At 67.4% G+C, this 22,702-nt stretch carries 22 protein-coding genes; 9 read left to right on the top strand and 13 right to left on the bottom strand.

Annotated features, from left to right (window positions below; translation table 11 throughout):
• Window positions 1–154 precede the first annotated feature (154 nt).
• The 7 genes from ACFVAV_RS31475 to ACFVAV_RS31445 form a co-directional block, all read right to left on the bottom strand.
• Window positions 155–364 (bottom strand): molybdopterin-binding protein, encoded by a 210-nt coding sequence (locus ACFVAV_RS31475; protein WP_378857543.1) that lies wholly within the window; start codon window positions 362–364, stop codon window positions 155–157.
• A 121-nt stretch (window positions 365–485) separates the two neighbouring features.
• A complete protein-coding gene (locus tag ACFVAV_RS31470) occupies window positions 486–1,535 on the bottom strand; it encodes an ABC transporter ATP-binding protein (protein ID WP_379039220.1) in 1,050 nt (349 codons plus the stop codon).
• On the bottom strand, window positions 1,532–2,344 hold the full coding sequence (gene modB / locus ACFVAV_RS31465) for a molybdate ABC transporter permease subunit (RefSeq protein WP_379039219.1): 813 nt from the start codon (window positions 2,342–2,344) through the stop codon (window positions 1,532–1,534). The genes ACFVAV_RS31470 and modB overlap by 4 nt, the downstream gene beginning before the upstream one ends.
• Window positions 2,341–3,123 (bottom strand): molybdate ABC transporter substrate-binding protein, encoded by a 783-nt coding sequence (gene modA / locus ACFVAV_RS31460; RefSeq protein ID WP_379039218.1) that lies wholly within the window; start codon window positions 3,121–3,123, stop codon window positions 2,341–2,343. Before modA ends, modB begins: the two co-directional genes overlap by 4 nt.
• 11 nt (window positions 3,124–3,134) lie before the next feature.
• Window positions 3,135–3,533 (bottom strand): molybdopterin-binding protein, encoded by a 399-nt coding sequence (locus ACFVAV_RS31455; protein ID WP_379039249.1) that lies wholly within the window; start codon window positions 3,531–3,533, stop codon window positions 3,135–3,137.
• Window positions 3,534–3,653: 120 nt separating this feature from the next.
• Complete coding sequence (locus ACFVAV_RS31450; RefSeq protein ID WP_379039217.1) at window positions 3,654–4,406, bottom strand: siderophore-interacting protein; 753 nt, start codon at window positions 4,404–4,406, stop codon at window positions 3,654–3,656.
• 202 nt (window positions 4,407–4,608) lie between these two features.
• Window positions 4,609–5,238 (bottom strand): TetR/AcrR family transcriptional regulator, encoded by a 630-nt coding sequence (locus ACFVAV_RS31445; protein WP_379039216.1) that lies wholly within the window; start codon window positions 5,236–5,238, stop codon window positions 4,609–4,611.
• Between the two features lie 166 nt (window positions 5,239–5,404).
• On the opposite strand from ACFVAV_RS31445, the gene ACFVAV_RS31440 reads away from it, so the two are divergent.
• Complete coding sequence (locus ACFVAV_RS31440; protein WP_379039215.1) at window positions 5,405–7,300, top strand: TetR/AcrR family transcriptional regulator; 1,896 nt, start codon at window positions 5,405–5,407, stop codon at window positions 7,298–7,300.
• 185 nt (window positions 7,301–7,485) lie between these two features.
• A complete protein-coding gene (locus ACFVAV_RS31435; protein WP_379039214.1) occupies window positions 7,486–9,321 on the top strand; it encodes an acyl-CoA dehydrogenase in 1,836 nt (611 codons plus the stop codon).
• Window positions 9,322–9,323: 2 nt separating this feature from the next.
• On the opposite strand, the gene ACFVAV_RS31430 is transcribed toward ACFVAV_RS31435, so the two are convergent.
• Together ACFVAV_RS31430 and ACFVAV_RS31425 are read right to left on the bottom strand one after the other, a co-directional pair.
• The gene (locus tag ACFVAV_RS31430; RefSeq protein ID WP_379039213.1) at window positions 9,324–10,421 is read right to left on the bottom strand and encodes a fused (3R)-hydroxyacyl-ACP dehydratase subunits HadA/HadB; all 1,098 of its coding nucleotides are present in this window, start codon (window positions 10,419–10,421) and stop codon (window positions 9,324–9,326) included.
• 227 nt (window positions 10,422–10,648) lie between these two features.
• Entirely contained in the window at window positions 10,649–11,665 is a 1,017-nt protein-coding gene (locus tag ACFVAV_RS31425) for a crotonase/enoyl-CoA hydratase family protein (RefSeq protein ID WP_379039212.1), read from the bottom strand.
• A gap of 121 nt (window positions 11,666–11,786) precedes the next feature.
• Here ACFVAV_RS31425 and ACFVAV_RS31420 point away from each other — a divergent pair, with 121 nt between their 5' ends.
• Window positions 11,787–12,395, top strand: coding sequence for a TetR/AcrR family transcriptional regulator (locus tag ACFVAV_RS31420; RefSeq protein ID WP_379039211.1), 609 nt, complete (start codon window positions 11,787–11,789; stop codon window positions 12,393–12,395).
• A gap of 183 nt (window positions 12,396–12,578) precedes the next feature.
• A complete protein-coding gene (locus ACFVAV_RS31415) occupies window positions 12,579–13,400 on the top strand; it encodes a class II glutamine amidotransferase (RefSeq protein ID WP_379039248.1) in 822 nt (273 codons plus the stop codon).
• Between the two features lie 46 nt (window positions 13,401–13,446).
• Here ACFVAV_RS31415 and ACFVAV_RS31410 read toward each other — a convergent pair whose 3' ends face one another.
• The 3 genes from ACFVAV_RS31410 to ACFVAV_RS31400 form a co-directional block, all read right to left on the bottom strand.
• Window positions 13,447–13,773: an amphi-Trp domain-containing protein gene (locus ACFVAV_RS31410; RefSeq protein ID WP_379039210.1), complete on the bottom strand. Its 327-nt coding sequence runs from the start codon at window positions 13,771–13,773 to the stop codon at window positions 13,447–13,449.
• Between the two features lie 69 nt (window positions 13,774–13,842).
• A complete protein-coding gene (locus ACFVAV_RS31405) occupies window positions 13,843–15,252 on the bottom strand; it encodes an MFS transporter (RefSeq protein WP_379039209.1) in 1,410 nt (469 codons plus the stop codon).
• A 4-nt stretch (window positions 15,253–15,256) separates the two neighbouring features.
• A complete protein-coding gene (locus ACFVAV_RS31400) occupies window positions 15,257–17,110 on the bottom strand; it encodes a glycoside hydrolase family 15 protein (RefSeq protein ID WP_379039208.1) in 1,854 nt (617 codons plus the stop codon).
• Between the two features lie 150 nt (window positions 17,111–17,260).
• Between ACFVAV_RS31400 and ACFVAV_RS31395 the strand changes: the two genes are divergently transcribed.
• From ACFVAV_RS31395 to ACFVAV_RS31385, 3 genes are all read left to right on the top strand, one after another.
• The gene (locus tag ACFVAV_RS31395; protein WP_379039207.1) at window positions 17,261–17,830 is read left to right on the top strand and encodes a TetR/AcrR family transcriptional regulator; all 570 of its coding nucleotides are present in this window, start codon (window positions 17,261–17,263) and stop codon (window positions 17,828–17,830) included.
• Between the two features lie 73 nt (window positions 17,831–17,903).
• Complete coding sequence (locus ACFVAV_RS31390; RefSeq protein WP_379039206.1) at window positions 17,904–18,926, top strand: medium chain dehydrogenase/reductase family protein; 1,023 nt, start codon at window positions 17,904–17,906, stop codon at window positions 18,924–18,926.
• Window positions 18,927–18,956: 30 nt separating this feature from the next.
• Complete coding sequence (locus ACFVAV_RS31385) at window positions 18,957–19,553, top strand: ABC transporter permease (protein WP_379039205.1); 597 nt, start codon at window positions 18,957–18,959, stop codon at window positions 19,551–19,553.
• A gap of 48 nt (window positions 19,554–19,601) precedes the next feature.
• Here ACFVAV_RS31385 and ACFVAV_RS31380 read toward each other — a convergent pair whose 3' ends face one another.
• Window positions 19,602–20,513 carry a DUF5994 family protein gene (locus tag ACFVAV_RS31380; protein ID WP_379039204.1) on the bottom strand — a complete coding sequence of 304 codons (912 nt, stop codon included), beginning with the start codon at window positions 20,511–20,513 and terminating at the stop codon, window positions 19,602–19,604.
• 143 nt (window positions 20,514–20,656) lie between these two features.
• Between ACFVAV_RS31380 and ACFVAV_RS31375 the strand changes: the two genes are divergently transcribed.
• Together ACFVAV_RS31375 and ACFVAV_RS31370 are read left to right on the top strand one after the other, a co-directional pair.
• Window positions 20,657–21,349, top strand: a complete 693-nt coding sequence (locus ACFVAV_RS31375) for a TetR/AcrR family transcriptional regulator C-terminal domain-containing protein (protein WP_379039203.1) — start codon at window positions 20,657–20,659, stop codon at window positions 21,347–21,349.
• Window positions 21,350–21,446: 97 nt separating this feature from the next.
• Window positions 21,447–22,634: a fatty acid desaturase family protein gene (locus tag ACFVAV_RS31370; RefSeq protein ID WP_379039202.1), complete on the top strand. Its 1,188-nt coding sequence runs from the start codon at window positions 21,447–21,449 to the stop codon at window positions 22,632–22,634.
• The last annotated feature ends 68 nt before the right edge of the window (window positions 22,635–22,702 follow it).

Below are 22,702 nucleotides of genomic sequence, written 5' to 3'. Positions count from 1 at the left end.
GCGCGTTGACCGTGTTGGCCGTAAATTTCCCGCGGCTACTGTACGGCGCGTTGGGTTAGGGTTGGGGGGCGGTTGCCCGACTGAGCATCGCTGCCGCGGCCGACCTTCCAGATCTCGGCCGATCCTGGATGAGAGCCGACGTTCGAAGGCTGCTTCAGTCGATGCCGAGGGTGACTTCGGTCGATTTGATGAGGACCTTGACCGCGGATCCCTCAGTGAGTTCCAGGTCGTCCACGGCGTCGCGGGTGATCGAGGAGGTGATCTCGTCACCGCCGGTGAGGCGGACCCGGACGACGGCCATGGCCTCGCCGCGCGTCACCGAGAGGACCGTGCCGTCGAGCTGGTTTCGTGTGCTCAGGCGCATTTCCTCAGCCTAGATCGATCCGGCGCCGGTTCCGGTCAGTACACGTCGCGGACCTACCGTCTGTCGCCGGCCAGTTTCTTGACGTAGGCGTCCTGGCGCCCGGAACACGCGAGGGCCTCGATCACGCGGGATAGGTGTGGATCTCGGTCGCTTTCACCGATGCCCACAGTTGGGCGCCGCTGTGCAGGCGCAGGTCCGCGACGGTGGCCGGGGTTACTTCGGCCAGCACCGCTGGAGCGCCCGACAACCTGACCCGGGTGGTGTGCGCGTGCTGCTCGAGGCCGGTGACGGTGACCTGCCAGGTATTTCGCGGACTGCCGCTGGGGCGTTCCGGGTACAGGCTCACCGCGGTGGGGGCGAAGGCGAGGTGGACAGCGCCGTGCGCGGGTTCGGCGACGGTGAAGACCGCGCCGTCACCGAGGTCGACCGAGGTTTCCTGTGCCGTACCCCGATAGAGGTTCAGACCGACGAGGTTGGCCACGTAGTCGGTCCGCGGCATGCGGGCGACCTCGGTCGGCGGCCCCTCCTGGACGATGGCGCCGTGCTCGACGATGATGAGCCGGTCGGCGAGGACCATCGCGTCGAAGGGGTCGTGGGTGACCAGCACGGTGTGCCCGGGGTAGTCGGCGAGGTGGTGCGCCAGTTCGGCGCGCACTTGCAGCCGGGTGCTGGCGTCGAGCGCGGCGAGCGGCTCGTCGAGCAGCAGCAACTGTGGGTCGGTGGCCAGTGCCCGCGCGAGCGCGACCCGCTGGGCCTGACCGCCCGACAGGGCACGGGGTTTCGCGTGCAGATGGTCACCGAGGCCGACCCGCTCGAGCCACTGTGCGGCCTGGCTGCGCGCTACGGCGCGGTGCTGTCCGCGGGCGCGAAGGCCGAAGGCGACGTTTTCCTGGGCACTCATGTGCGCGAACAGCAGGTAGTCCTGGAATACGACGCCGACTTCACGCCGTTCCGCGGGGACGAATCGGTCCGGTGGCGCGTCCCAGACGTGGTCGTCGAGGACGATCCGCCCTTCGCTCAACGGGGTGAGCCCGGCCAGGCCCCGCAGGGCGGTGGTCTTGCCCGCGCCGTTGGGGCCCAGTAGCGCGACGACTTCGCCCGGTTCGACCGTGAAGGCAATGTCGAGCTCGAAAGTCGTTCGTGCGATGCGGATCTCGGCATCGAGTGTCATAGTGCGCCTCGCGTCCACCGGTCCCGCAGCGCGGCGAGCACGGCCACCGACACCGCGAGCAGCACGACACTGAGCACGATCGCGTCCTCGGGGTCGGTTTCCAGCGCGAGGTACACAGCCAGCGGCATGGTCGTGGTCGTGCCGGGGAAACTTCCGGCGAAGGTGATCGTCGCGCCGAACTCGCCGAGCGCGCGGGCCCAGCACAGCACCGCGCCCGCCACGACGCCGGGCATCACCGAGGGCAACGTGACCCGGCGAAAGGTCAGCCACCGCGACGCGCCGAGGGTCGCGGCGGCTTCCTCATACCGAGGATCGGCGCCGCGCAGCGCACCCTCGACCGAGATCACCAGGAACGGCATCGCGACGAACGCCTCGGCCACGATCACCCCGGCCGTGGTGAACGGCAACGAGAACCCGAACCACTCGTAGAGATACCGGCCGACCAGTCCGCGCCGACCCAGTACCAGCAGCAACGCCACACCGCCGACGACCGGCGGCAGCACCAGCGGCACCGTGACCAGCGCGCGCACGAACCCGAGGCCGCGCACATCGCCACGCGCGAGCAACCACGCCAGCGGGATGCCGAGCACCAGACACACCAGGGTCGCCGAGGTCGCACAGACCAGCGACAGTCGCAGCGCCTGCCCGACCTCGGCGCTGACCAGCCGCTCGGGCAGCGTCCGCCACGGTGTGCGCAGCAGCAACCCCACCAGCGGCAGGGTCAGGAAGACCAAACCGCACACGGCGGGCACCATCAGGATCAGCGGACGCCGCCCCGTTGCCGCCCGCCGTCGTGCGACTCGGGTCACGGGTTGTCGAATCCCGCCTTCGTGAAGACCGCGCGCGCCTGGTCCGACCCGATGAACTCGACGAACGCCGCGGCGGCCGCGGCATTGGGCGCCTTGGCCAGCGGCGCGACCGGGTAATCGTTGACAGCCTTGCTCGACTCGGGGAAGTCGATGCCCTCCACCTTGGTCCCGGCGGCCTGCACATCGGTGCGGTACACCAGCGCGGCATCGACCTCGCCGAGCGTCACCTTCGTCAGCACGGCCTTCACATCGGATTCGCGGGTGTCGGGTTGCGGAGTGACACCCGCCGCCTCGAACACCGTCTTCGCCGCGGCACCGCAGGGAACCTGCTCGGCGCACAGCGCGATCTTGGGCTCGGTCTTGCCGAAGTCCGCCAGACCGGTGATGTGACCGGGATTGCCCGCGGGCACCGCGATCTCGAGACGGTTGCGCACGAAGGTCACCGGCTTCGCGGTCACCTCACCGGCGTCGACCACCTGCTGCATGTTCTTCGGCGCGGCCGAGGCGAACACATCGACCGGCGCACCCTGCTTGATCTGCTCGGCCAGCGCCGAACTGGCGCCGAAGCTGTAGACCACCTTCACCCCCGGATGCGCCGCCTCGAACTGCTTACCCAGCTCGGTGAAGGTCTCGGTCAGCGACGCCGCGGCGAAAACGGTGACGGTGCCGGTGATCTTGTCCCCCGCAGCGGCCGGCTCGTCGACCTTGTCGGTTCCACAGCCGACCGCGGCCAGAGCCATCGCTCCGACCACCGCGACCGCGCGCACTGTACGAATCATGTTCAACCTCATCAGCTTTCCGGCACATCTACAACAACATGAGTCGACTTGACCGAGGCCACCGCGATACTGCCGACCTCGAGACCGAGTTCGTCGACAGCATCGCGGCTCATCAGCGACACCAGCCGGAACGGCCCGGCCTGCATCTCGACCTGGGCCATCACGGTGTCCTTCACGATGCGCGTGACGATCCCGCGCATCCGGTTCCGCGCCGAGCTCGCGACGGTGGTTCCCGGATCAGGCGCCTCCGCGCCCTCCCGCAGAAACTCCGCCAGCTCCCGCCCGTCCACCCCCTTGCGACCGCTGTCGAGCTGAATCGCCGTGAGCCGGCCCAGGTCGATATACCGGCGCACCGTGTCATCACTGACACCCATCAAGGCAGCTACTTCACTGATCCGCAGATTCGACACGATGTGCAGCATATTCGGAGCACATGCGGGACGCGACCCCAGGATCATCCCGGTGATGCGGATCAGGCGCCGTCGATTCGCCTGATCGCGCAGCCCACGGTGCCCAACGGGGATGGCCGCTCAGTTCGGAGCGGATGCGGACTCGCGGGTGGCCAGATCGGCCTTCCATTCCCGGAAGCCCTCTTCGGTCCTGCCCCGCCGCCAGTAGCCGGAGATCGATGCGGCCCACTCGGCGGAAACTTCCCGTTCTCTGCGGATGTAGCGGCGCAGATCGTGCATGACGGCGTGTGCTTCGCCGTGGATGAATACCTGCACCTGGCCCGCACGCCAGACCGCGGCGCGCACAGCCTCGGCCAGCGCTTCGCCCGGCGCGCGGTCACCTCGGTGCAACCAGGTCAACTCCACCCCGTCAGGCTTGGCGACAGGGAGCTCGTCCTCGGGCCCGGCCACCTCGACAACAGCGATGCCCACGGCCGTCGCCGGCATCGACTCGAGCGCGGCAGCGATGGCGGGCAGCGCGGAGTCGTCACCCGCGAGCAGATGCCAGTCGGCCTCGGCGCGCGGGGCGTAGGAACCGCCCGGACCGTAGACGTCGATGGTGGCGCCCGGGACGGCGTGCGCGGCCCACGGTCCTGCGATGCCTTCGTCGCCGTGATACACGAAGTCGATCGCGACCTGTTCGCTGGACCGGTCGATCGAGCGCAGGGTGTAGGTGCGTTGCACCTCGCCGCCGTCCAGCGGGAAGATGAGTTTGACGTAGGAGTCGGTGAATGCGCCGACCGCCAGGCCGGAAGCGAGGAAGTGCACGCGCACCATGTGCGGGGACAGACGTTCGGTGCGCAGCACCGTCAGGGTGGTACGGGGTCGAGCCACGGAGACCTCCAGTAGTTAGTATTACCTAACAAACGTACCTGTGTTCTGGGTGGTGCAGTCGGTTCATTCCGAGGTTCGGACGTCGGTGAAGCCTTCGGAGATCTGCCAAATGCATTGGGCGTCTTCGTGACTACGTACACGGTGTCCGGTCGTGAAACCTGCTATGGCCGGGGACCGACAGGTCGGCGCAGCACGGCCTTGGTCAGGACGGTACGCCGTGGAGGGTCAGGGTGTTGTCGATGCAGCGGGCGATGAAGGCGTCGTCGATCGTTTCGTCGCCGACCATCAGCCGGAAATACAGCGGTGCGGCGAGTGTTTCGATGACGTCGCGAGGCACCGCGGTCGCGGGAAGCTCACCGCGTTCGACCGCGCGGGTGACGACTTGCGCGCTGCGTTCGAAACGATCGTTCCAGAAGCGGTGGCGTGCCGCGGCGACTTCCGGGTCGGCCGAGAGGGCGATCGTGGTGCCGACCAGGCGGGCGATGCCGGGGCGGGTGATCAGCTGGGAGATCTGCTCGGCGAGCAGCTGCAGGTCGGTTCGCAGTGCGCCGGTGTCCGGTACGGGGTTGCCCGCGGCGGCGAGATCGGTGACGGCCTCGGCGATCAGGGCGGTGCGGGTGCCCCAGCGCCGGTAGATCGTCGTCTCGGCGACACCGGCGCGGGCCGCGACATCGCCGATCGTCAAGCCCTCGATGCCGCGCTCGGCGACCTGATCCAAGGTCGCGGTCAGCACCGCTTCGCGCACGCGCGCCGAGCGTCCCCCGGTCCGCCTGCGCGGACCCGGGGGCACCTCCGCCTGCTCGTCGTCGGCATCGCGTCCGCGCTGATCCATGGCCCAGTTCTACTCGACGGACCGTCGCAGGCCGAATGCGCAGTCTGCTCGATCCCACCCGAACTTTGAATATTCCTGTATCCAAAGTTGGGGAATATCGGCTACATTGCCTCCGGACGCCGGTCGCGCGAATCGGACAGAACTGAGCGGGGAGATCGAGGTATCGGTGGCGAGAATCACGCCCTCAGCTGGGCGCTACGGTGGCCTTTCGGCGGAGGAACGGCGCGTCGAGCGCCGGGTGCGGCTGCGCGAGACCGCGCTCGAGACCTTCGGCGCCGGTGCCGGCTACCGGAACACCCGATTGGCCGACCTGTGCCGCACCGCGGGCCTGTCGACCAGGCAGTTCTACCAGGAGTACGACACGCTCGAAGACCTCCTGAGCGAGCTGTACCTGCACATCGACGACCTCGTCGAACAGCAGGTGCGCGACGAGGTCACCCGGATGGCGGATCAGCCACTGGCCGACCAGGCGGCGGCGCTGGTCCACGCGTACCTCTCTCCCCTCGTCAGCGATCGACGGCTGGCCCGGATCGCCTTCGTGGAGGTTGTCGGAGTCGGCGAGCGCCTGGACACCCTGCGTCTGCAATGCCGGTCGCGCTGGGTGGACCTGCTGTGCGACGTGTTCGACAACTTCGCCGCCCGCGGCGAGATCACCGCGCGGGACTTCCGGCTCATCGCCTCCGCCTTCACCGGATCGATCAGCGGCCAGATGCACGACTGGGCGGTGGGCTGGGTCGATGCCACCACGCCCGAGTTCACCGAGTCCATGCTGCGCATGCTGCTCGGCGTTCTGGACGCGGCCGACAAGGCGCCCGCACCGCCGGCTCCGGGGTCCGGCAGCACGCAGCCACCGGTACGCCGCAGGCCACGCGATCGCCGCGCGACCATCCTGCAGGCGGCCACCGGCGCTTTCGCCGAACGCGGCTATCACCGCACGTCCATGGCCGACATCGCCGCGGCGGTCGGCATCACGCAGGCCGCGCTGTACCGGCACTTCCGCACCAAACAGGACCTGCTGGGATCCTGCCTGCGCGAAGGACTCGACCTGATCATCACCCGGGTCGCGGCTGCACGGGAAAGGCCGGGTGCCGACGACGCGGCCCTGGCCGAACTGGTCCGGGTCGCGCTGGAGATCCGCGGCCTGTCCCGGTTGTGGCAGCTCGAATTCCGCAGCCTGACCCCGGCCGACCGGGTCGGTGGCCTCTCCCGCGCGGTGCGCCTGACCGTCCTCATCAGGCAGTCCATCCGGGCCCGCAGGCCCGATCTGACCGCCTCGGATCACGAAGCGCTCAGCTGGGTCGTCCTGTCGGTGGTGACCAGCCCGTCCAACCACCGCACCCAGCTGCCCGCCGACCACTTCGCCCGGGTACTCGACGCGGTCGTCGACGCCGTCATCGGAGTCACCCTCGGCAACGATGCGCTCCCCGCGCTCGACCGGGCCGGTGCCGACGACGCGAGCATCCAGCCCGCGCACGAGCTCCGCGGGGAACAGATGATCGTCGCCGCTGCCCGCTTGTTCAGCGACCGCGGCTTCGGCGCCGTGAGCATCGAAGACATCGGCGCCTCCGTCGGCGTCAGCGGCCCCGCGCTGTATCACCACTTCGCCGGGAAGACCCACCTGCTCAACGAGATCATCGACCGCAACAGCCAATGGGTCGAGATCTATGCCCGGCGGGCGCTCACCGAAGGCCAGGACCCGTACGAATCACTGCGGCTGGTGTTGCGCTACTACATTCGCTTCGCCATCGAACACACCGACCTGGTCGGCACGGCGGTCAGCGAGGTCGGGCACCTGCCCGACGAGGCGGCAGCCCGGTATCGCCGGATCCACCGCGAAGGCAATATCGGCTGGGCCCGGCTGTTACAGACCGTCCGTCCCGAGCTGTCGATCTCCACCGCACGGGTATTGATCCACACCATCACCACCCTCCTCACCGATGCGGTGCGCAACCCGCGGCTGGCCCACCGCGCCGATCTCCCCGAGTTCCTCCGCGCCCTGGGCGAGCAGATCGCCCTCGCCGAGGTGCCGACGCTGCGGTCACCGGAGCTTTGTGATGAGTGACTTGGAAATCTGAACGAACACATCAGACCAGTTCATTGCCGGAAAAGCACAGATATGACTCCTTATCGTCGAGTCACATAGGTTGCGAGGGACAAAACGCTGCGACATCATGGGCTCCGCGGCGCGTGTCGCGGTTCCTCAGCACCTGCCCGGTCGCGGTGGGTCCCGTCGAGAGGTGATGGCCGGTGGGCCACTACAAGAGCAACGTTCGTGATCTGCAGTTCAACCTGTTCGAGGTCTACGGCCTCGACACCGTGCTCGCCTCGGGCGCCTTCGGCGACCTCGACGCCGACACCGTGCGGATGATGCTGTCCGAGGCAGCACGGCTGGCCGAAGGCCCTGTCGCCGAGTCGTTCGCCGAAACCGACCGGAACCCACCGGTATTCACCCCGGAGACCAACTCCGTCCGGCTGCCCGAACCGTTCAAGGACGCGGTCCGGGCCTGGCAGGAGGCCGGTTGGTGGCGAGTGGCCAAGAGCGAGTCGGCCGGTGGCGTGCCCGCGCCCTCGATGCTCGGCTGGGCGATCAACGAACTGATCCTCGGCGCGCAGCCCGCCGCCTACATGTATCTGACCGGTCCGGGGATGGCCGATGTCCTCGGCGGCATCGGCACCGAGCAGCAAAAGCACTGGGCCACACACATTGTCGAGCGCAACTGGGGCGCGACGATGGTGCTCACCGAACCCGACGCCGGATCCGACGTCGGCGCGGGCCGCACCAAGGCGATCCAGCAGGAGGACGGGTCCTGGCACATCCAGGGGGTGAAGCGATTCATCACCTCCGCCGACTCCGACGACCTGTTCGAGAACATCGTCCACATGGTGCTGGCCCGCCCCGAGGGCGCCGGTCCCGGCACCAAGGGGCTGAGCCTGTTCATCGTCCCCAAGTTCCATTTCGACGATCACAGCGGCGAACCCGGTGAGCGCAACGGTGTCCTGGTCACGAACGTCGAGCACAAGATGGGCCTGAAGGCCTCGGCGACCTGCGAACTGACCTTCGGCGGGCACGGCGTGCCTGCTGTCGGTTACCTCGTCGGCGAGATCCATGACGGCATCGCTCAGATGTTCAAGGTGATCGAGGAAGCGCGAATGATGGTCGGCACCAAGGCCATCGCGACGCTGTCCACCGGCTACCTCAATGCCCTCGACTACGCGAAGTCCCGGATCCAGGGCGCCGACCTCACCCAGGCCTCGAACAAAGCCGCGCCGAAGGTGACGATCATCCACCATGCCGATGTCCGCCGCTCGCTGATGATGCAGAAGGCCTACGCCGAAGGTCTGCGCTCGATCTACCTCTACACGGCGGGCCATCAGGATCCGTCGGTCGCCCAGCAAATCTCCGGCGCCGACGAGCAGCTCGCCGAGCGGGTCAACGATCTGCTGCTGCCGATCGTCAAAGGCGTCGGCTCCGAACGCGCCTACCAGTACCTCACCGAATCCCTGCAGACCTTCGGCGGATCCGGGTTCCTGCAGGACTACCCGATCGAGCAGTACATCCGCGACGCCAAGATCGATTCACTGTACGAAGGCACGACCGCGATCCAGGCGCAGGACTTCTTCTTCCGCAAGATCGCCCGCGACCGCGGCGTCGCACTGAACCACCTGCTCGCCCAGGTGCGCGCCACCGCCCACTCCGACACCGGCGGTGGACATCTCAAGACCGAGAAGATCCTGCTCGCCCACGCCCTCGAGGATGTGCAGGAGATCGTGGGTGACTTCACCGCGCACCTGTTCGCCGCGGGCGAGGAGCCGACCGCGCTCTACAAGATCGGCCTGCATGCCGTCCGGTTCCTGCTCATCGTCGGTGACCTGCTGGTGGCATGGCGGCTCATCGCCGCCGCCGACATCGCCGCGGCCGCACTCGATGCCGACCGGGCAGCCGACGACACCGCCTTCTACCGCGGCAAGATCACCGTCGCCTCGTTCTTCGCCACCACGGTCCTGCCTCACCTGACCGCCGAGCGGGCAGTCATCTCCGGCACCGGCCTCGCGGTGATGGAACTCGACGAAGCGGGATTCTGAGTTCAGTGCGCGGGTGAGGGCGGTGGCTCCGGGCTGGGGTCCGCCTGCCGCGGGAGTCGGACCGTGGCCGTCGCGCGGCCGAAAATCCTGCGCCCCTCGCACTTGGCGGTGATCGCCACGACGGCCGTCCGGCGCTGCGGATCGACAGACTTCACTGTCCCCGAGAACTCGATGGTCGCGCCGGCGCTCGTGACGAAGACCGGGCTGGTGAACCGGACCGCGCACTCGATGACAGCGCCGGGATCACCGAGCCACGAGGTGAGGTACCCCGCTCCCAGTCCGATCGTCAGCATGCCGTGCGCGACCGGGGCATCCAGGTTCACCGCGCGCGCCGCTGCGGCGTGCCAGTGGATGGGGTTCGGGTCACCGGCCACGCCGGCGTAGTTGACCAGGTCGCCGGGGGTGAGCGAAACGTGTCGCGGTGGGAGTTGATCGCCCACCGCGACGGACTCGAAGGCAAGCGCATGGGCCCCTGCGCCCGGCTCGACCTGCGGCAGGGTCTCCTGGCGCGATTCGGCGGGCGTGCGGAGTGCCGGTCCGGTACCCGACCGGATGTCACGAAAACCCTGCGTCACCAGCTTGTCGCCGAACGGAATCGCGCTCGCACCGGCCGCGGATCGACCGACGAAACTCGTCCGCGAGATGATCGCCACATCATTGTTCTGGTCGGTGATCACAGTCTTGAACTCGAAGAGTTCGCCGCCGAAAGCTTGGCGAAACGACTCGAGACTGACGTCGAAGGACAGTACGTCACCGGACCGAAGCGGCTTGTAGTAGTTGATGACCTGATCGGTTTGCATGATCTGGCTCAGGTCGTATCCACCGGCAACAGCGTCGAACATCGTGAGCTGAGCCCGGAACGCCGGGATCGAGAAGAACGTCAGCGGCGCGATCAGCCCACCGTAGCCGTACTCCACGCCCACGGATTCCGCCCAGTGCACCGGGTGCGTGTCCTGGACAGCGCGCGCGAACTCACGGATCTTCTCCCGCCCCACGACATAGACGTCCTCGGCGCGATAGCTGCACCCCACCATGCTCGATATTCGCTCCGCGGAGTTCGCGACCGGTGCATCCACGGCCTTTCCGCTGGTCGTCCCCATGGACAGAAAGACTAGTAGCCGTGCGTCTTTCGACCGCGGCACTCGGTTCGGAGTGTCGACCACCGCAACAACGGCGGAGACCGATCACGCGGCTACCCAGCAGCGCGAAGGTGGACCCTGCGCGGCGCCCGCACCCGCGACGCCCGCAATTTCGCCGGCTATCTCGATGAGACTTTGGAACGCTGGGGCGTTCCTCATCGTCACGCCCTGAGTGCCGATCCGGCAGCTCAGCGCTCGAACTGAGCGCGTTTGTGGTCGCCGTACGGATCGTCGCGTTCGCGGACCGCTTCCCGGAATCCGGCTGTGGCGGCGCGCATCTGGAAGGCGTAGCCCTCGCGGGTGTGGCGCGAGATACCGTCGAAGACGGTGCTGACCATGGCCGAGTTGGCGACCCCCTGGGTGTTGAGGGCCGAGTTGAGCGCGAGTTTGGCCATCATCAGCTGGTTGACCGGCATCCGGGCGATGCGTTCGACCAGGGCTTCGGTGCGCTCGTCGAGTTCCTCGGCGGGCCAGGATTCGACCGCGAGACCCCATTCGGCGGCTTGCTTGCCGCTGATGCAGTCGCCGGTGAACAGCAGGCGCTTGGCGCGCTGATCGCCGAGGCGGTGCGCCCACATGCCCGCGGCCGGGATGCCCCAGACGCGGGTGGGTGGATAGCCGATCTTGGTGTCGTCGGCGCAGATGATCTGGTCGGCGTGCAGCGCGATGTCGGTGCCGCCCGCGATCGCGAAGCCGTGCAGTTTCGCGACGGTCGGCTTGTTCGCGTGCATGAGGCTGGCGAATCCCTTGGTGAACCTGCTCATCATGGCGAAGTCGATCATCGGGTCCCAGATGCCCTGCGGATCGTGGTTGACGGCGTTGACCACCGGATCGAGCACGGTTCCGGTGACCTCGTCCGGTCCGTCCGCCTCCGCGAAGCCCTGCTCGGCGAACATGTCCAGGTCGTAGCCGCCACAGAACCCTTTGCCTCGCCCGGACACCACGATGACGTGCACGCGCGGGTCCAGGTCGGCCCGTTCGACCGCGTGCGCCAGATCCCTGGGGGTGTGCGGGGTGATCGCGTTGCCCTTGTCCGGGCGATTGAAGGTGATCCTGGCGATCCGCCCGTCCCGTTCGTAGGTGAGCGTGGAGTACTCCCGCTCGAAGTCCGGGTCAGGGCGATGCCGCCACGGCGAGTCGGGGCCTTCGGTCCAGTTGTCGTACCAGGCCGCGGACTGGTCGGGGTTCGTGCTGCTGTTCGACACGATGGGGTCCTTCTGGATTCGAGGTGCCGGGATGGAGAATCTGTCGAAAGCATGGCGGGTCGGAGCACTCACAGTCAATAGTGACTGTGAAATTCTCGGCCGACAACGAGAAGGGCCCGACTTGGCAACGCGCGAAGAACAGAAGCAGGCCACCCGAGCCCGCATCCTCGACGCGGCGATCGACCTGCTGGTGCGGCGCGGCTACTCCGCGCTGACCACCGTCGCCGTCCAGGAAGCCGCCGGACTCAGCCGCGGCGCGCTACTGCACCACTTCCCCACCATCGCCGAACTGTCGAAAGCCCTGGTGCAGAACCTGGTTCAGCGTAACGAACAGGCAGCGCTGGCCGCGGCGGCCCGGTTCGACCCGGATGCCGACCCGGTCGACCGGGCGCTCACAGCCCTCTACGAGTCGATGACCCGCCCACCCGCCCAAGCCGAAATGGAACTCTGGGCGGCCGCCCGCACCGACCGCGACCTGGCCGCAGCACTCCAGCACGCGGAACGCGCCGCGGGCCGCGACCTCGTCCGCGTCGTCGACGAACTGTTCGGTCCCGAGGTGGTGGCACACCCGCGCTATCCGGTGATCCGCGATCTCACCATCACCGTGCTGCGCGGCACCGCGGCAGGCCGGGTCTTGCACACCTCCGAGAATGCGGCGCGCACCACCCTGCGCGAGTGGGCCACCATCGTCCGGACCCTGCTCGCCGACCAGGATCCGCTCGGCCGGTGACGGTCCACCGGGGTACCCGCAGAATCGCTGACCTGTTGCTGATATCGAGGAGAGGTTCATTCGATGGACGAGTAGTGGTTCGAAATGATGAGTCCGGACATAGGGCATGTATTTCCCGGCCGGAAATCGGACAACTATCGCCGGCGGTGTCATTTCTGCTTCAATGGATTCATGTGCCGGTGGATGGCGTACTCGGGTGATCCGATCCTCGCCGAGGATCTGTTGTTCCGCCCTGAACACTCCCTGATCGACCAGAGTCTGCACTCACGTATGGGCGCGACCACCACCAACGGTGACGGCTTCGGTGTCGGCTGGTACGGCATCGGCGCCGAGCCTGCGGTGTACAAGAGCATCGAACCAGCCTGGAACGATCTCAATCTGCGGGAGATCGCGGGTCAGGTGCGCACACCGATGCTGCTCGCGCATGTTCGAGCCTCGACCGGGACGGCGGTGCAACGCAGCAACTGTCACCCGTTCCGGCACGGGCGGTGGTTGTGGGTGCACAACGGCGCCCTGCACGGCTTCCGCGAGACCCGGCGTGACCTGCTGGCGGCAGTCGAGCCGGAACTCTTCGCTGACATCGAGGGTTCCACGGACTCCGAAACCCTGTTCTACCTGGCCTTGACATTCGGTCTCGTCGACGACCCCTTCGGTGCCGTCGCCCGTGCGGTCGGTTTCGTCGAGGACGTCGGGCACGCGTACGGGGTCGACCATCCGGTGCAGATGACCGTCGCGACCACCGACGGCGAATTCCTGTGGGTCTTCCGCTATTCCAGCGAGGGGCAATCGCGGTCGTTGTTCTTCTCGACCGAACTGGACGCGTTGCGGGCACTGCACCCCGAGGTCGAGGTGCTGCGCAAGCTGGGCTCCGAGACCCGATTCGTGGTCTCGGAACCGCTGCGCGACCTGGCGGGCGCGTGGAACGAAATGCCGGAATCGTCGGCGGCGGTGGTGGGCCCCGGTGCCGACTCGATCCGTTCCTTCGAACCGATCGCACCGGGCTGAGCCCAGCACGAGGGTTCAGCACGACGGCGCCGACCGCGATCGTGGACTATGTGGCCGGCGGTTTACGAGCACGCGTGCGACGCGTGGTGGTTTTGGCCGGAGCCGCAGCCGTCGATCTCGGCGGCCTATGGGGCGTCGAATCGACCGGGTCGTCACGCCATTTGATCTCGATTTCGATTTCGGTCTCGGTACCGTCTACCTCGATCTCGAATTCCCAGCTGACCTGGTCGGCGACGACGATCTCGAGCGAATCGCCCTCCGAGCCGAATTCCACCTCCGATCCGCTCGCCAGAGCCTTGCCTATCGCGATCAGCCGCTCGGACACCTCTTTTCGAGAGAGTTCGGACTTTCTCTTGATCTCCAACTTCGGCATGATGACTCCCTACGTCGGCTCTCGATAAACGGATAACTACACCGTAACTGGTATTCGTGAAATGCCCGGTCACCCGGCTCCCATATCGGATGGGGTGGGGTCGGTGATGGTACGGCGGGGAAGGAGCGTGGCGGCGATGAAGCCGACGAGCCCGACGCCGGCGAGGGTGATCATCGCGGCGGCGTAGGCGTGGCCGGTGAGACCGGCGACGAGAATGGTGCCGGTCAGCGCGGTACCGAGGGAAGAGCCGAGATTCGACACGCTGCGCGACAGGCCAGAGATCTCGCCCTGCTCATCCTCGGTGAAGCTGGACTGGACCACCGTGACCGACGGGGTGAGCATGAGTCCGAGCCCGAGTCCGATCAACAGCAGCCCCGGTGCGAAAGCCCACGGGTTCAGGGAACGGCCGGCCAGCGCGAGCAGGACGACGATGCCGATGATGCTGACCAGAAAGCCTGCTTTGATCAGGGTGCGCTGGGGGTGCCTGCGCGCCAGTCGCGCGGCGGCGAGCGACGTCGTGAGCAGTCCGAGAGTCGCGGCGGTGAAGATCACCCCGGTCTCGACGGCGTTGTAGCCGCGCACGACCTGAAGATACGCCGCCACCACGAAGGAGGTGCCCATCAGCAGCAGCCATTGCGTGAGTTGGGTGACCAGGCCGAGATCGGCGACGCGATTGGTGAACATGCTCGTCGCGATCAGCGGCTCACGCCCGGCGCGTTCCTTGGCTCGGATGCTCAGCACGAAGCAGGCGAGCACCACCGCGCCCAGGGCCACCGAGGCGACCATCAGGCGAATATTGTTGTCGGCGGACTGGATTCCGAGCACGATCAGGGTCAGCCCGACCGCCGACAGTACCGCGCCGGTGATGTCGAAGGGCTTGCCCGGGTCCGGCGGGAGCGGGTCGTCGATGCGGCGGCCGAGCACCGCGATGAGCAGGACGACAGCGGCTTGGAACAGAAACGCCGCACGCCAGCTCAGTGCGGTGGTGATGAGTCCACCGATCAGCGGTCCCGCCGCCGCGCCGATGCCGCCCATCGCCATGATCACGCCGAATGCCTTTGCCCGCATAGCGGTTTCGGTGAACAACAGGGTGGTCAGGATATAGACGGGCGGTATCAGCAGCGCGGTGCCGACGCCTTCGAGAAGGGAGTTGCCCAGAATCAGCACACCGAGCCCCGGCGCCACCGCGCTGAGCAGTGCGCCGATGCCGTAAATCAGGAGTCCGGCCAGAAAGCAGCGTTTACGCCCGTATCGCTCGGTGAGTTTGCCACCGGGAATCATCAACGCGGCCATCACCAGCAGGAAGATCGTGATCGCCACCTGCACGCCCTGCACCGTGGTGTCCAGGTCGACGCTGATGTCGTTGATCATCACATTCATGTTCGAGCCCGCGAAGCTACAGATGAACTGCGCCAACGCCAGTGGTATCAGCACCCCGCGCGGGGCGCTCGGGACATCGGGGCCGCTCGTCCGCGACACCGGATCACTCAGCTTTCGGTCTGGTTTCGGCCACGGCGCGATCGAGTTCGCCGTCCAGGGCGATGGCGGCGGCTATCAGAGCCAAATGGGTGAACGCTTGTGGGAAGTTGCCCAATTGCTCACCGGAAGGGCCGATCTCCTCCGCGAACAGACCGACGTGGTTGGCGTAGGTGAGCATCTTGTCGAAGGCGTAGCGAGCCTGATGTAGGCGTCCGGAGCGGGCGAGGGCTTCGACGTACAGGAAACTGCACAGGTTGAAGGTGCCCTCCGCGCCGCGCAGGCCGTCCGGCGATGCCTCGGGGTCGTATCGGTAGACCAGGCTGTCGCTGACCAGTTCGGAGTCCATCGCGTCGAGGGTGCTCAGCCACATCGGATCCGTCGGGGACAGGAAGCCCATGCGCGGCATGAGCAGTAGCGAGGCGTCGAGTACGTCGGTGGCATAGTGCTGGACGAAGGACTGGCGCTTCTCGCTCCAGCCCCGGGCGATGATCTGTTCGAACACCGCGTCGCGTTCCTTCGTCCAGCGGGTCACGTCGGCGGGCCTGGAATGGTCGATCGCCATGCGAATACCGCGTTCGAACGCCACCCAGGTCATCAGCCGGCTGTAGGTGAATTCCTGGCGACCCCCGCGCGTTTCCCAGATCCCCTCGTCGGGCCTGTCCCAGTTGTCGGCGAGCCAGTCGAGCAGCGCGCAGAACGTCCGCCAGCCCGCGATCTCGGCGATCTGGCCGATCTCGGAAGCCTGGGAGAGGGCGTCGGCCGCCTCGCCATAGATATCGAGCTGGATCTGGTCGGCCGCTCCGTTACCGACCCGCACCGGTGCCGAACCTTCGTAACCTTCGAGATGGGTGAGGACCTCTTCGGTCAGATGCGGGTCGCCGTCGACGCGGTACATGATCTGGAGTGGCTCACCCGAGGCCGTCACTCCGGCCTCCAGCCGGGCACGGAGCCAGCGACGGAAGGCGTGGGCTTCCTCGGTGAAACCGAGGTCTGTCAGCGCGCGCACCGACAGGGAAGCGTCCCGGATCCAGGTGTAGCGATAGTCCCAATTACGTTCGCCGCCGACCTGTTCCGGCAGTCCCATGGTCGCCGCGGCGATCGGTGCCCCAGTCGGCGCGTAGGTGAGCAGTTTGAGTGTGATCGCGGAACGATTGACGATGTCCCGCCAGCGTCCGCGGTAGGTGGAGGTGTGCAGCCAGTTCTGCCAGAAGGACCGGCACTGTTCGAATTCGACGGTGGTGCTCTCCCAGGTCGGCGGCTCCGGAGCGGGTCCACCGTCGGCCGTCGTCGTCAGCACGATCATCGCTCGTTCGCCCGCTGCCAGCGTGAACCGCGCGGTGATGTCGTCGTCGGTGTTGCGCAGGATGACCGGGTCGGTGGCTTGGAGATGGAGGTCGGCCGTGGGGGATCGGAAGACCGCCGTACGCTCGCCCCTCTGCTCGAGGGTGTGGGTGGCGCGGCCGTAGTCGAAGCGGGGGCGGCAATCGAGGGTGAAGGTCAGACTGCCGCGCACGACCCGGATGACTCGTACCAACCGGTGTCGATCGGTGGCCTCGGTACCGGGGATCGGGGCCATGAAGTCGGCGACCTCGCCCACGCCGTCGGGCCCCGTGAACCGGGTGAGAAGAATCGCTGTATCCGGCAGATAGAGCTGGCGTACGACCAGGTTGTCAGCGGTCGGTTCGACGGCGACCCGGCAATAGCCGCCCCGTTCGCTGTCCAGCAGGGAAGCGAAGACACTCGGTGAATCGAATCGCGGCGCGCACCACCAGTCGATCGTTCCGTTCGAGGACACCAATGCCGCGGTCTGGAGATCGCCGACGATTCCGTGCTCAGCGATCGGTGGGTACGCGCTCACGAACACTCCTCATCTGTGTATGCCACGGAGATCAGAGGCCAAGCGAACCACCCGCAGACTGGTCGCGACATCACCCGGAACGGGTGAACCGTTCTCGGGCGGTCCGTCGGGGGTTGACGCTCCAGAAAGAGTGAGTGTACAGTCACTCACATGAGCAAGAGCGGAGTCACCCTCTCCCGATCGGATCTGCGGCGCGATGCCGTCGTCGATGCCGCGATCATCGAGTTCGCCCGGACCGGTTATCACGGCACGCCGATCAGCACGGTGGCGGCGACGGCTCAGATCTCGCCCGCGTACGTGTTCAAGCTGTTTCCCGGCAAGGTCGCGCTGTTCGTCGCGGCGCTCGAGCGGTGCTTCGACCGGATCGAGGCGGCGATGTCGGCGGGCGCGGCGCGGTCGAACGCCGAGAGTCCCGAGCAGATCCTGTACGACATGGGCGGGGCATATGCCGAACTCATCGGCGACAAGAGCCTGCTGATGCTGCAGGTCCACGCGCAATCCGTGGCGGACGTGCCGGAAATCGGCGCGGCGATGCGGGACGGGCTGGCCAGGGTGACCGACCTCGCCAAACAGCGCTCGGGCGCCGCGGACGAGTACGTCCAGCGGTTCATCGCCTTCGGGCAGCTCTGCCACCTGATCACCACCCTCGGCCTGGATGGCAACGACAGCCCCTGGGCGCAGATCGTCACCGCGGGCATCCGCCACCCCCACGCTCACTGACCCCTGACCGCCCCCTCGCGGGGCATTTTTTCGACCCATCGAGTGATTGACCAGTCACACACTAGGAGTTGTCATGCTCACCACCGCCACCGAAATCGTCCTGCCCGGCCGCGTCGAACCCGATGGCCTGCTGGTCACCCGGCGCGATCTGCCCGCGCCCGAGGCCGGGCAAGCCCTCGTCCGGGTCGAGGCGAGCGGTGTCTCCTTCGCCGAGCAGCAGATGCGGCGCGGCAAGTACTACGACCAGCCCGCCTTCCCCTTCGTGCCCGGCTACGACCTGGTCGGCACCGTCACCGCGGTCGGGGCCGACGTCGACCCGGCCCTGATCGGCACCCGGGTCGCCGCGCTGACCAAGATCGGCGGCTGGGCCAGCCATGCCGTGCTCGACGCGGCCGACCTGGTCACGGTGCCCGCGTCGCTCGATGCCGCCGAGGCGGAAACCTTCGTGGTCAACGGGATCACCGCCTGGCAGATGCTCTTCCGGACCGCGAAGGTGCGGGCGGGGCAGACCGTGCTGGTGCACGGCGCCAACGGCGGGGTCGGCTCGACGCTCGTCCAGCTGGCCCGCGCCAACGGAATTCACGTCATCGGGACCGCGTCGGCGCGCCATGCCGACGCCGTGCGCGCACTCGGCGCGACCTGGGTCGACTACCGCGGCGATGTGCCGCACCAGGTCCGGGCACTCGCCCCCGAGGGCGTGGACGCTGTCTTCGATCATATCGGCGGCCCCGGCATCGACGACTCGTTCGCGCTGCTCGCGCCGCACGGCACCCTGGTCTCCTACGGCACCGCGGCCACCAAGAACGACGTGGGCAACTCGCGACTGCCGGTGCTGAAGCTGCTCGCCCAGATTCTGCTGTGGAATGCGTTGCCCAACAAGCGCAGTGCGCACTTCTTCAATCTGTGGGCGGGCAAGCGCAACCGCAACCGCTTTCGTGCCCGCATCACCGAGGACCTGGGCAAGGTCTTCGATCTCGCCGCGCGCGGCGACCTGCGCGCTCAGGTCGCCGCCCGCGTCCCGCTGGCCGAAGCGGCCCGCGCCATGGAACTCGCCGAGTCGAGCACCGTCGTCGGCAAAGTCGTCATCGTCGCCTGATCCACTCCCCCACCGCACAGGAGAACCGTGATGTCCCAGCATGTTTCCACCACCGATGCCCGCCCGGCCGCGCTGCGCGTCCTGCTCGACAACCGTCCGTCCTACCTGAGTTTCGGGATGGCGTGGCTGCTCGGCCACGGTGCGTATGCCCTGTCCCACGGCGACGATCCCCTCGTACGGCTGCCGTCCGCGGTGCCGAGCGTGCTGCTGATCGCCGGGCTGCTGATCGCGATGATCATCACCAGCATCGTGACGATGCGGGCCCAGCGCGGGGTCACCGGTAAGGACGCGGTGGTCGGCAATCTGCTCGCCGTGTCCTGGCTGATCGGCTTCGGCGCGCTGTTCTTCGTCATCACCGCGCTGAGTTCGGCACTGGCACAGGACGATCTGAAGATGCTGCTGTGGCCGACCGGCTCCGGTCTCATCGTCGGACTGCTCTACCTCGCCGGCGGCGCCGCCTACCGTGACGTGCTGCAATACGCCCTCGGGGCCTGGCTGGCCCTCACCTCCTCGGCCGCCCTGTTCCTCGACGGCGCGAGCCCCTACTGGGTCCTCGCCATCGCGGGTGGCGGCAGCTACCTGGTCGCCGCGGCACTCGAACCCCGCCGCCGCGCCCTCGCCGCCTGAACAAGACCGACGCCCCGCCCGGTATCGCCGGGCGGGGCGTCGGTGTGGTCAGTCGGTGGTGGGCGGGTGGTGGCCGACCCGGCCTGCGGCGTGCAGGAGCTGGGCGTCGGCGACGTCGGGTGGAGTGTCCGCGGCGATCACCAGCAGGGTGAGGTGGACGCCGTTCACGCCGACGAGGTGCATGGTGTCAGGGAGTTGGTCGACGTCGGGGACCTGCGGGTCGACATCGTCGGGGTGGTTGAGGCGCTGGTTGCGGCTGGTCGCGTTCCAGTCGAAGCTGATTCGCGCGGTCCGGCCGAGGCGGGGCGTGAGGTCGCTGATCAGGTCGTGGAGTTCGGCGGTGAGATTCGCCGTCCGGGGCCACCAGGCGCCGTCGAACAGTTCGGCGTGACTTTCGTGGGCGCGCAACAGTAGTCGCGGGGGGCGGGTAGGAATGGCGAACGGCTGCCGGTCCTGGTCGGGCGCGCCCATGGCCTGATGGTTGGTGATATGACGCGGACTCTCCGGCGCTTCCGGGGCCGCTTCGGGTTCGGCGGAATCGGATTCGGCGGCGGCCATCAAGGATTCGTGGGCGAGGCTCTCGTCGGTGTCGGCGGGGATCACCTGCAGTACGAGCATGCCGGCGTCGCGGCCGAACACGTACATCGTGTTCCACAGTTCGAAGTGGTAGGAGTCGAGCCGGACCGTCTCCCCCGCGACCGCGATCCGTGCCGGCGCCTGCGCCCAGCACGTCGGGTCGTAGACGACGCGCCAGATCGGACCGAGCCGCACACTCAACACCGCGAGCAGATCGGGCAGTTCGGCGGCCAGGTCGTCCGATCGTGGCCACCACGCGCCGTCGATGTATCGGTCCGCCGAGGAGCGTGACCGCATCCGCAGCCGCGGCGTGTACAGCGGCGGGACCTGATGGCGGGCAGGCGCCGCGGCGGGGCCGGGTCGGTGGTCTTCGCGGATGCGCATGTCGATCGGTCCTTTCGTCCGGGATCCGAGGAATCGGTATCAGCTCCGGGGACCTGTACCACTCAAGTAGACGCCGGCATCCCACCCTTGTCAACGTTGTAGGTCTACACTGACGACCACAACCAACAGACGGAGGTGCCGCCATGGCCGAGGACTCGACAGATGGCACCCGCCGTCCCACCAGCGCGGTGACCAGGGAGTCCGTCCTGTCCGCCGCGCTGATGATCGTCGATCGCGACGGTATCGACGGGCTGTCGATGCGCAGGCTGGCCGAGGCCGTCGGGCGGGATCCGATGGTGATCTACCGGCATCTGCCGAACAAGGCCGCCGTACTCGACGGCGTGGCCGAGCTGGTGTTCGAACAGCTGGTGGTCGACGCGGAGGACCCCGACTGGGCGGCACAGCTGCGCGCGGTCGCCCGCTCGTTCCGCGCGGTGGCGCTCGCACACCCGAATGTCGTTCCCCTGCTGGTGACCCGGCCGTTGTCGACCCCGCTCGGCATGCGGCCGATCGCGGTGGTCCGCCCGCTCGAACACATCCTGCAGCTGCTCACCCGCGCCGGTTTCAGCGGCGCCGACGCACTGCACGTCTACCGCGCCCTGTTCGGTTTCCTCTACGGGCACGTGCTCAACGAACTCCAGGAAGTGGTGGAGCGGCCGGAGGAATCCGACGAGGTGCTGCGCCTCGGCCTGCACCGCTTGCCGATCACCGAGTTTCCGCTGGTACGCGAACTCGCCCCGACCCTGGCGGCCTACGACGGCGCCGCCGAGCTCGAACGCGGTCTCGACATCCTGCTCACCGGCCTGACCGCGACACTGCCCCACCTCGCGCGGTGATCAGGCGGCCACGCTCGCCTCTACACAGTCCGTCTACGTCGTAGACGGCCGCTGTAGAAGTCCGTAGAATCGGGGCTACGACCAGGCGAGGACCCCTATGGCCATTACCGAAGTCGCGGTCTACGCGCACCTGAGCAGAGCCGATGTCGAGGCGCTCGGCGAGGAACTCGATGCGATCCGTCGCGATATCGAGGATCGGCGCGGCACCCCCGACGCCGACTACATCCGGCGCACGATCGCGTTCCAGCGAATCCTCGATGCGAGCGCGCGACTGCTCCTGGCCTGCACCGGTTCGCGGCCGGGCTGGCTCGCAGGCACCTCGGCGCTGGCCACGGCCAAGAGCATCGAGAACATGGAGATCGGGCACAATGTGTCGCACGGCCAATGGGATTGGATGAACGATCCCGAAATCCATTCCCGCACTTGGGAATGGGATATGGCCGGGGTTTCCTCGCAATGGCGGTACTCGCACAACTACCGCCATCACATGTTCACGAACGTGGTCGGCATGGACGACGACGTCGGATTCGGCGTCCTGCGCGTCACCAGGGATCAGCAGTGGCGGCCGCGCCTGCTCCTGCAACCGCTGCAGAACCTGTTCCTGGCAGCCACTTTCGAGTGGGGCATCGCCCTGCACGGCCTGTACTCCGAGCGCGATCGTGCGGCGACGGACGCAGAGAAGGCCGCGCACACCAGGGCTCTGGTCCGCAAGATCGGCAGGCAGGCGGCCAAGGACTACCTGTTCTTCCCGATCCTCAGCAGACGGCACTGGCGACGCACCCTCGCCGCCGACATCATCGCCAACGCGCTGCGCAACCTCTGGGCCTACGTCGTGATCTTCTGCGGCCACTTCCCGGACGGCGCCGAGAAATTCAACCCCGCCGCGATCGAGCACGAGACCCACGGCGAGTGGTATCTGCGCCAGATGCTGGGCACGGCCAACTTCGACGCGGGGCCGGTGCTGGCCTTCCTCAGCGGCCATCTCTCGCATCAGATCGAGCATCACCTGTTCCCCGACCTGCCCAGCAACCGCTACGCCGAGATCGCGGTGCGGGTGCGCGCGCTGTGCGACAAATACGACCTGCCCTACACCACCGGCCCGCTGCCCCGGCAGTACCTGCTGAGCCTGCGCACCATCAACAAACTCGCCTTGCCCGACTCCTTTCTTCTCGCGACCAGCGACGACGCACCCGAAACCGCCTCCGAACGCAAATTCGCGCCCACGGCGCCCACCGAATCGGGGCCGATCCGGCGCGGACTTCGCACCGCGCTGCGTCGAGGCTGACAAGCGCGAGTGTCTGCTGTTCGCCGGTTGCTGGAATACGCCCGGGTGACGGAATACAATTCCGCTCT

This window comes from Nocardia sp. NPDC057663 (assembly GCF_042799895.1).
Lineage (GTDB): Bacteria > Actinomycetota > Actinomycetes > Mycobacteriales > Mycobacteriaceae > Nocardia.
Note: the sequence above shows the minus strand (reverse complement) of the source record. Positions and strands in the feature narration are given on the sequence as shown.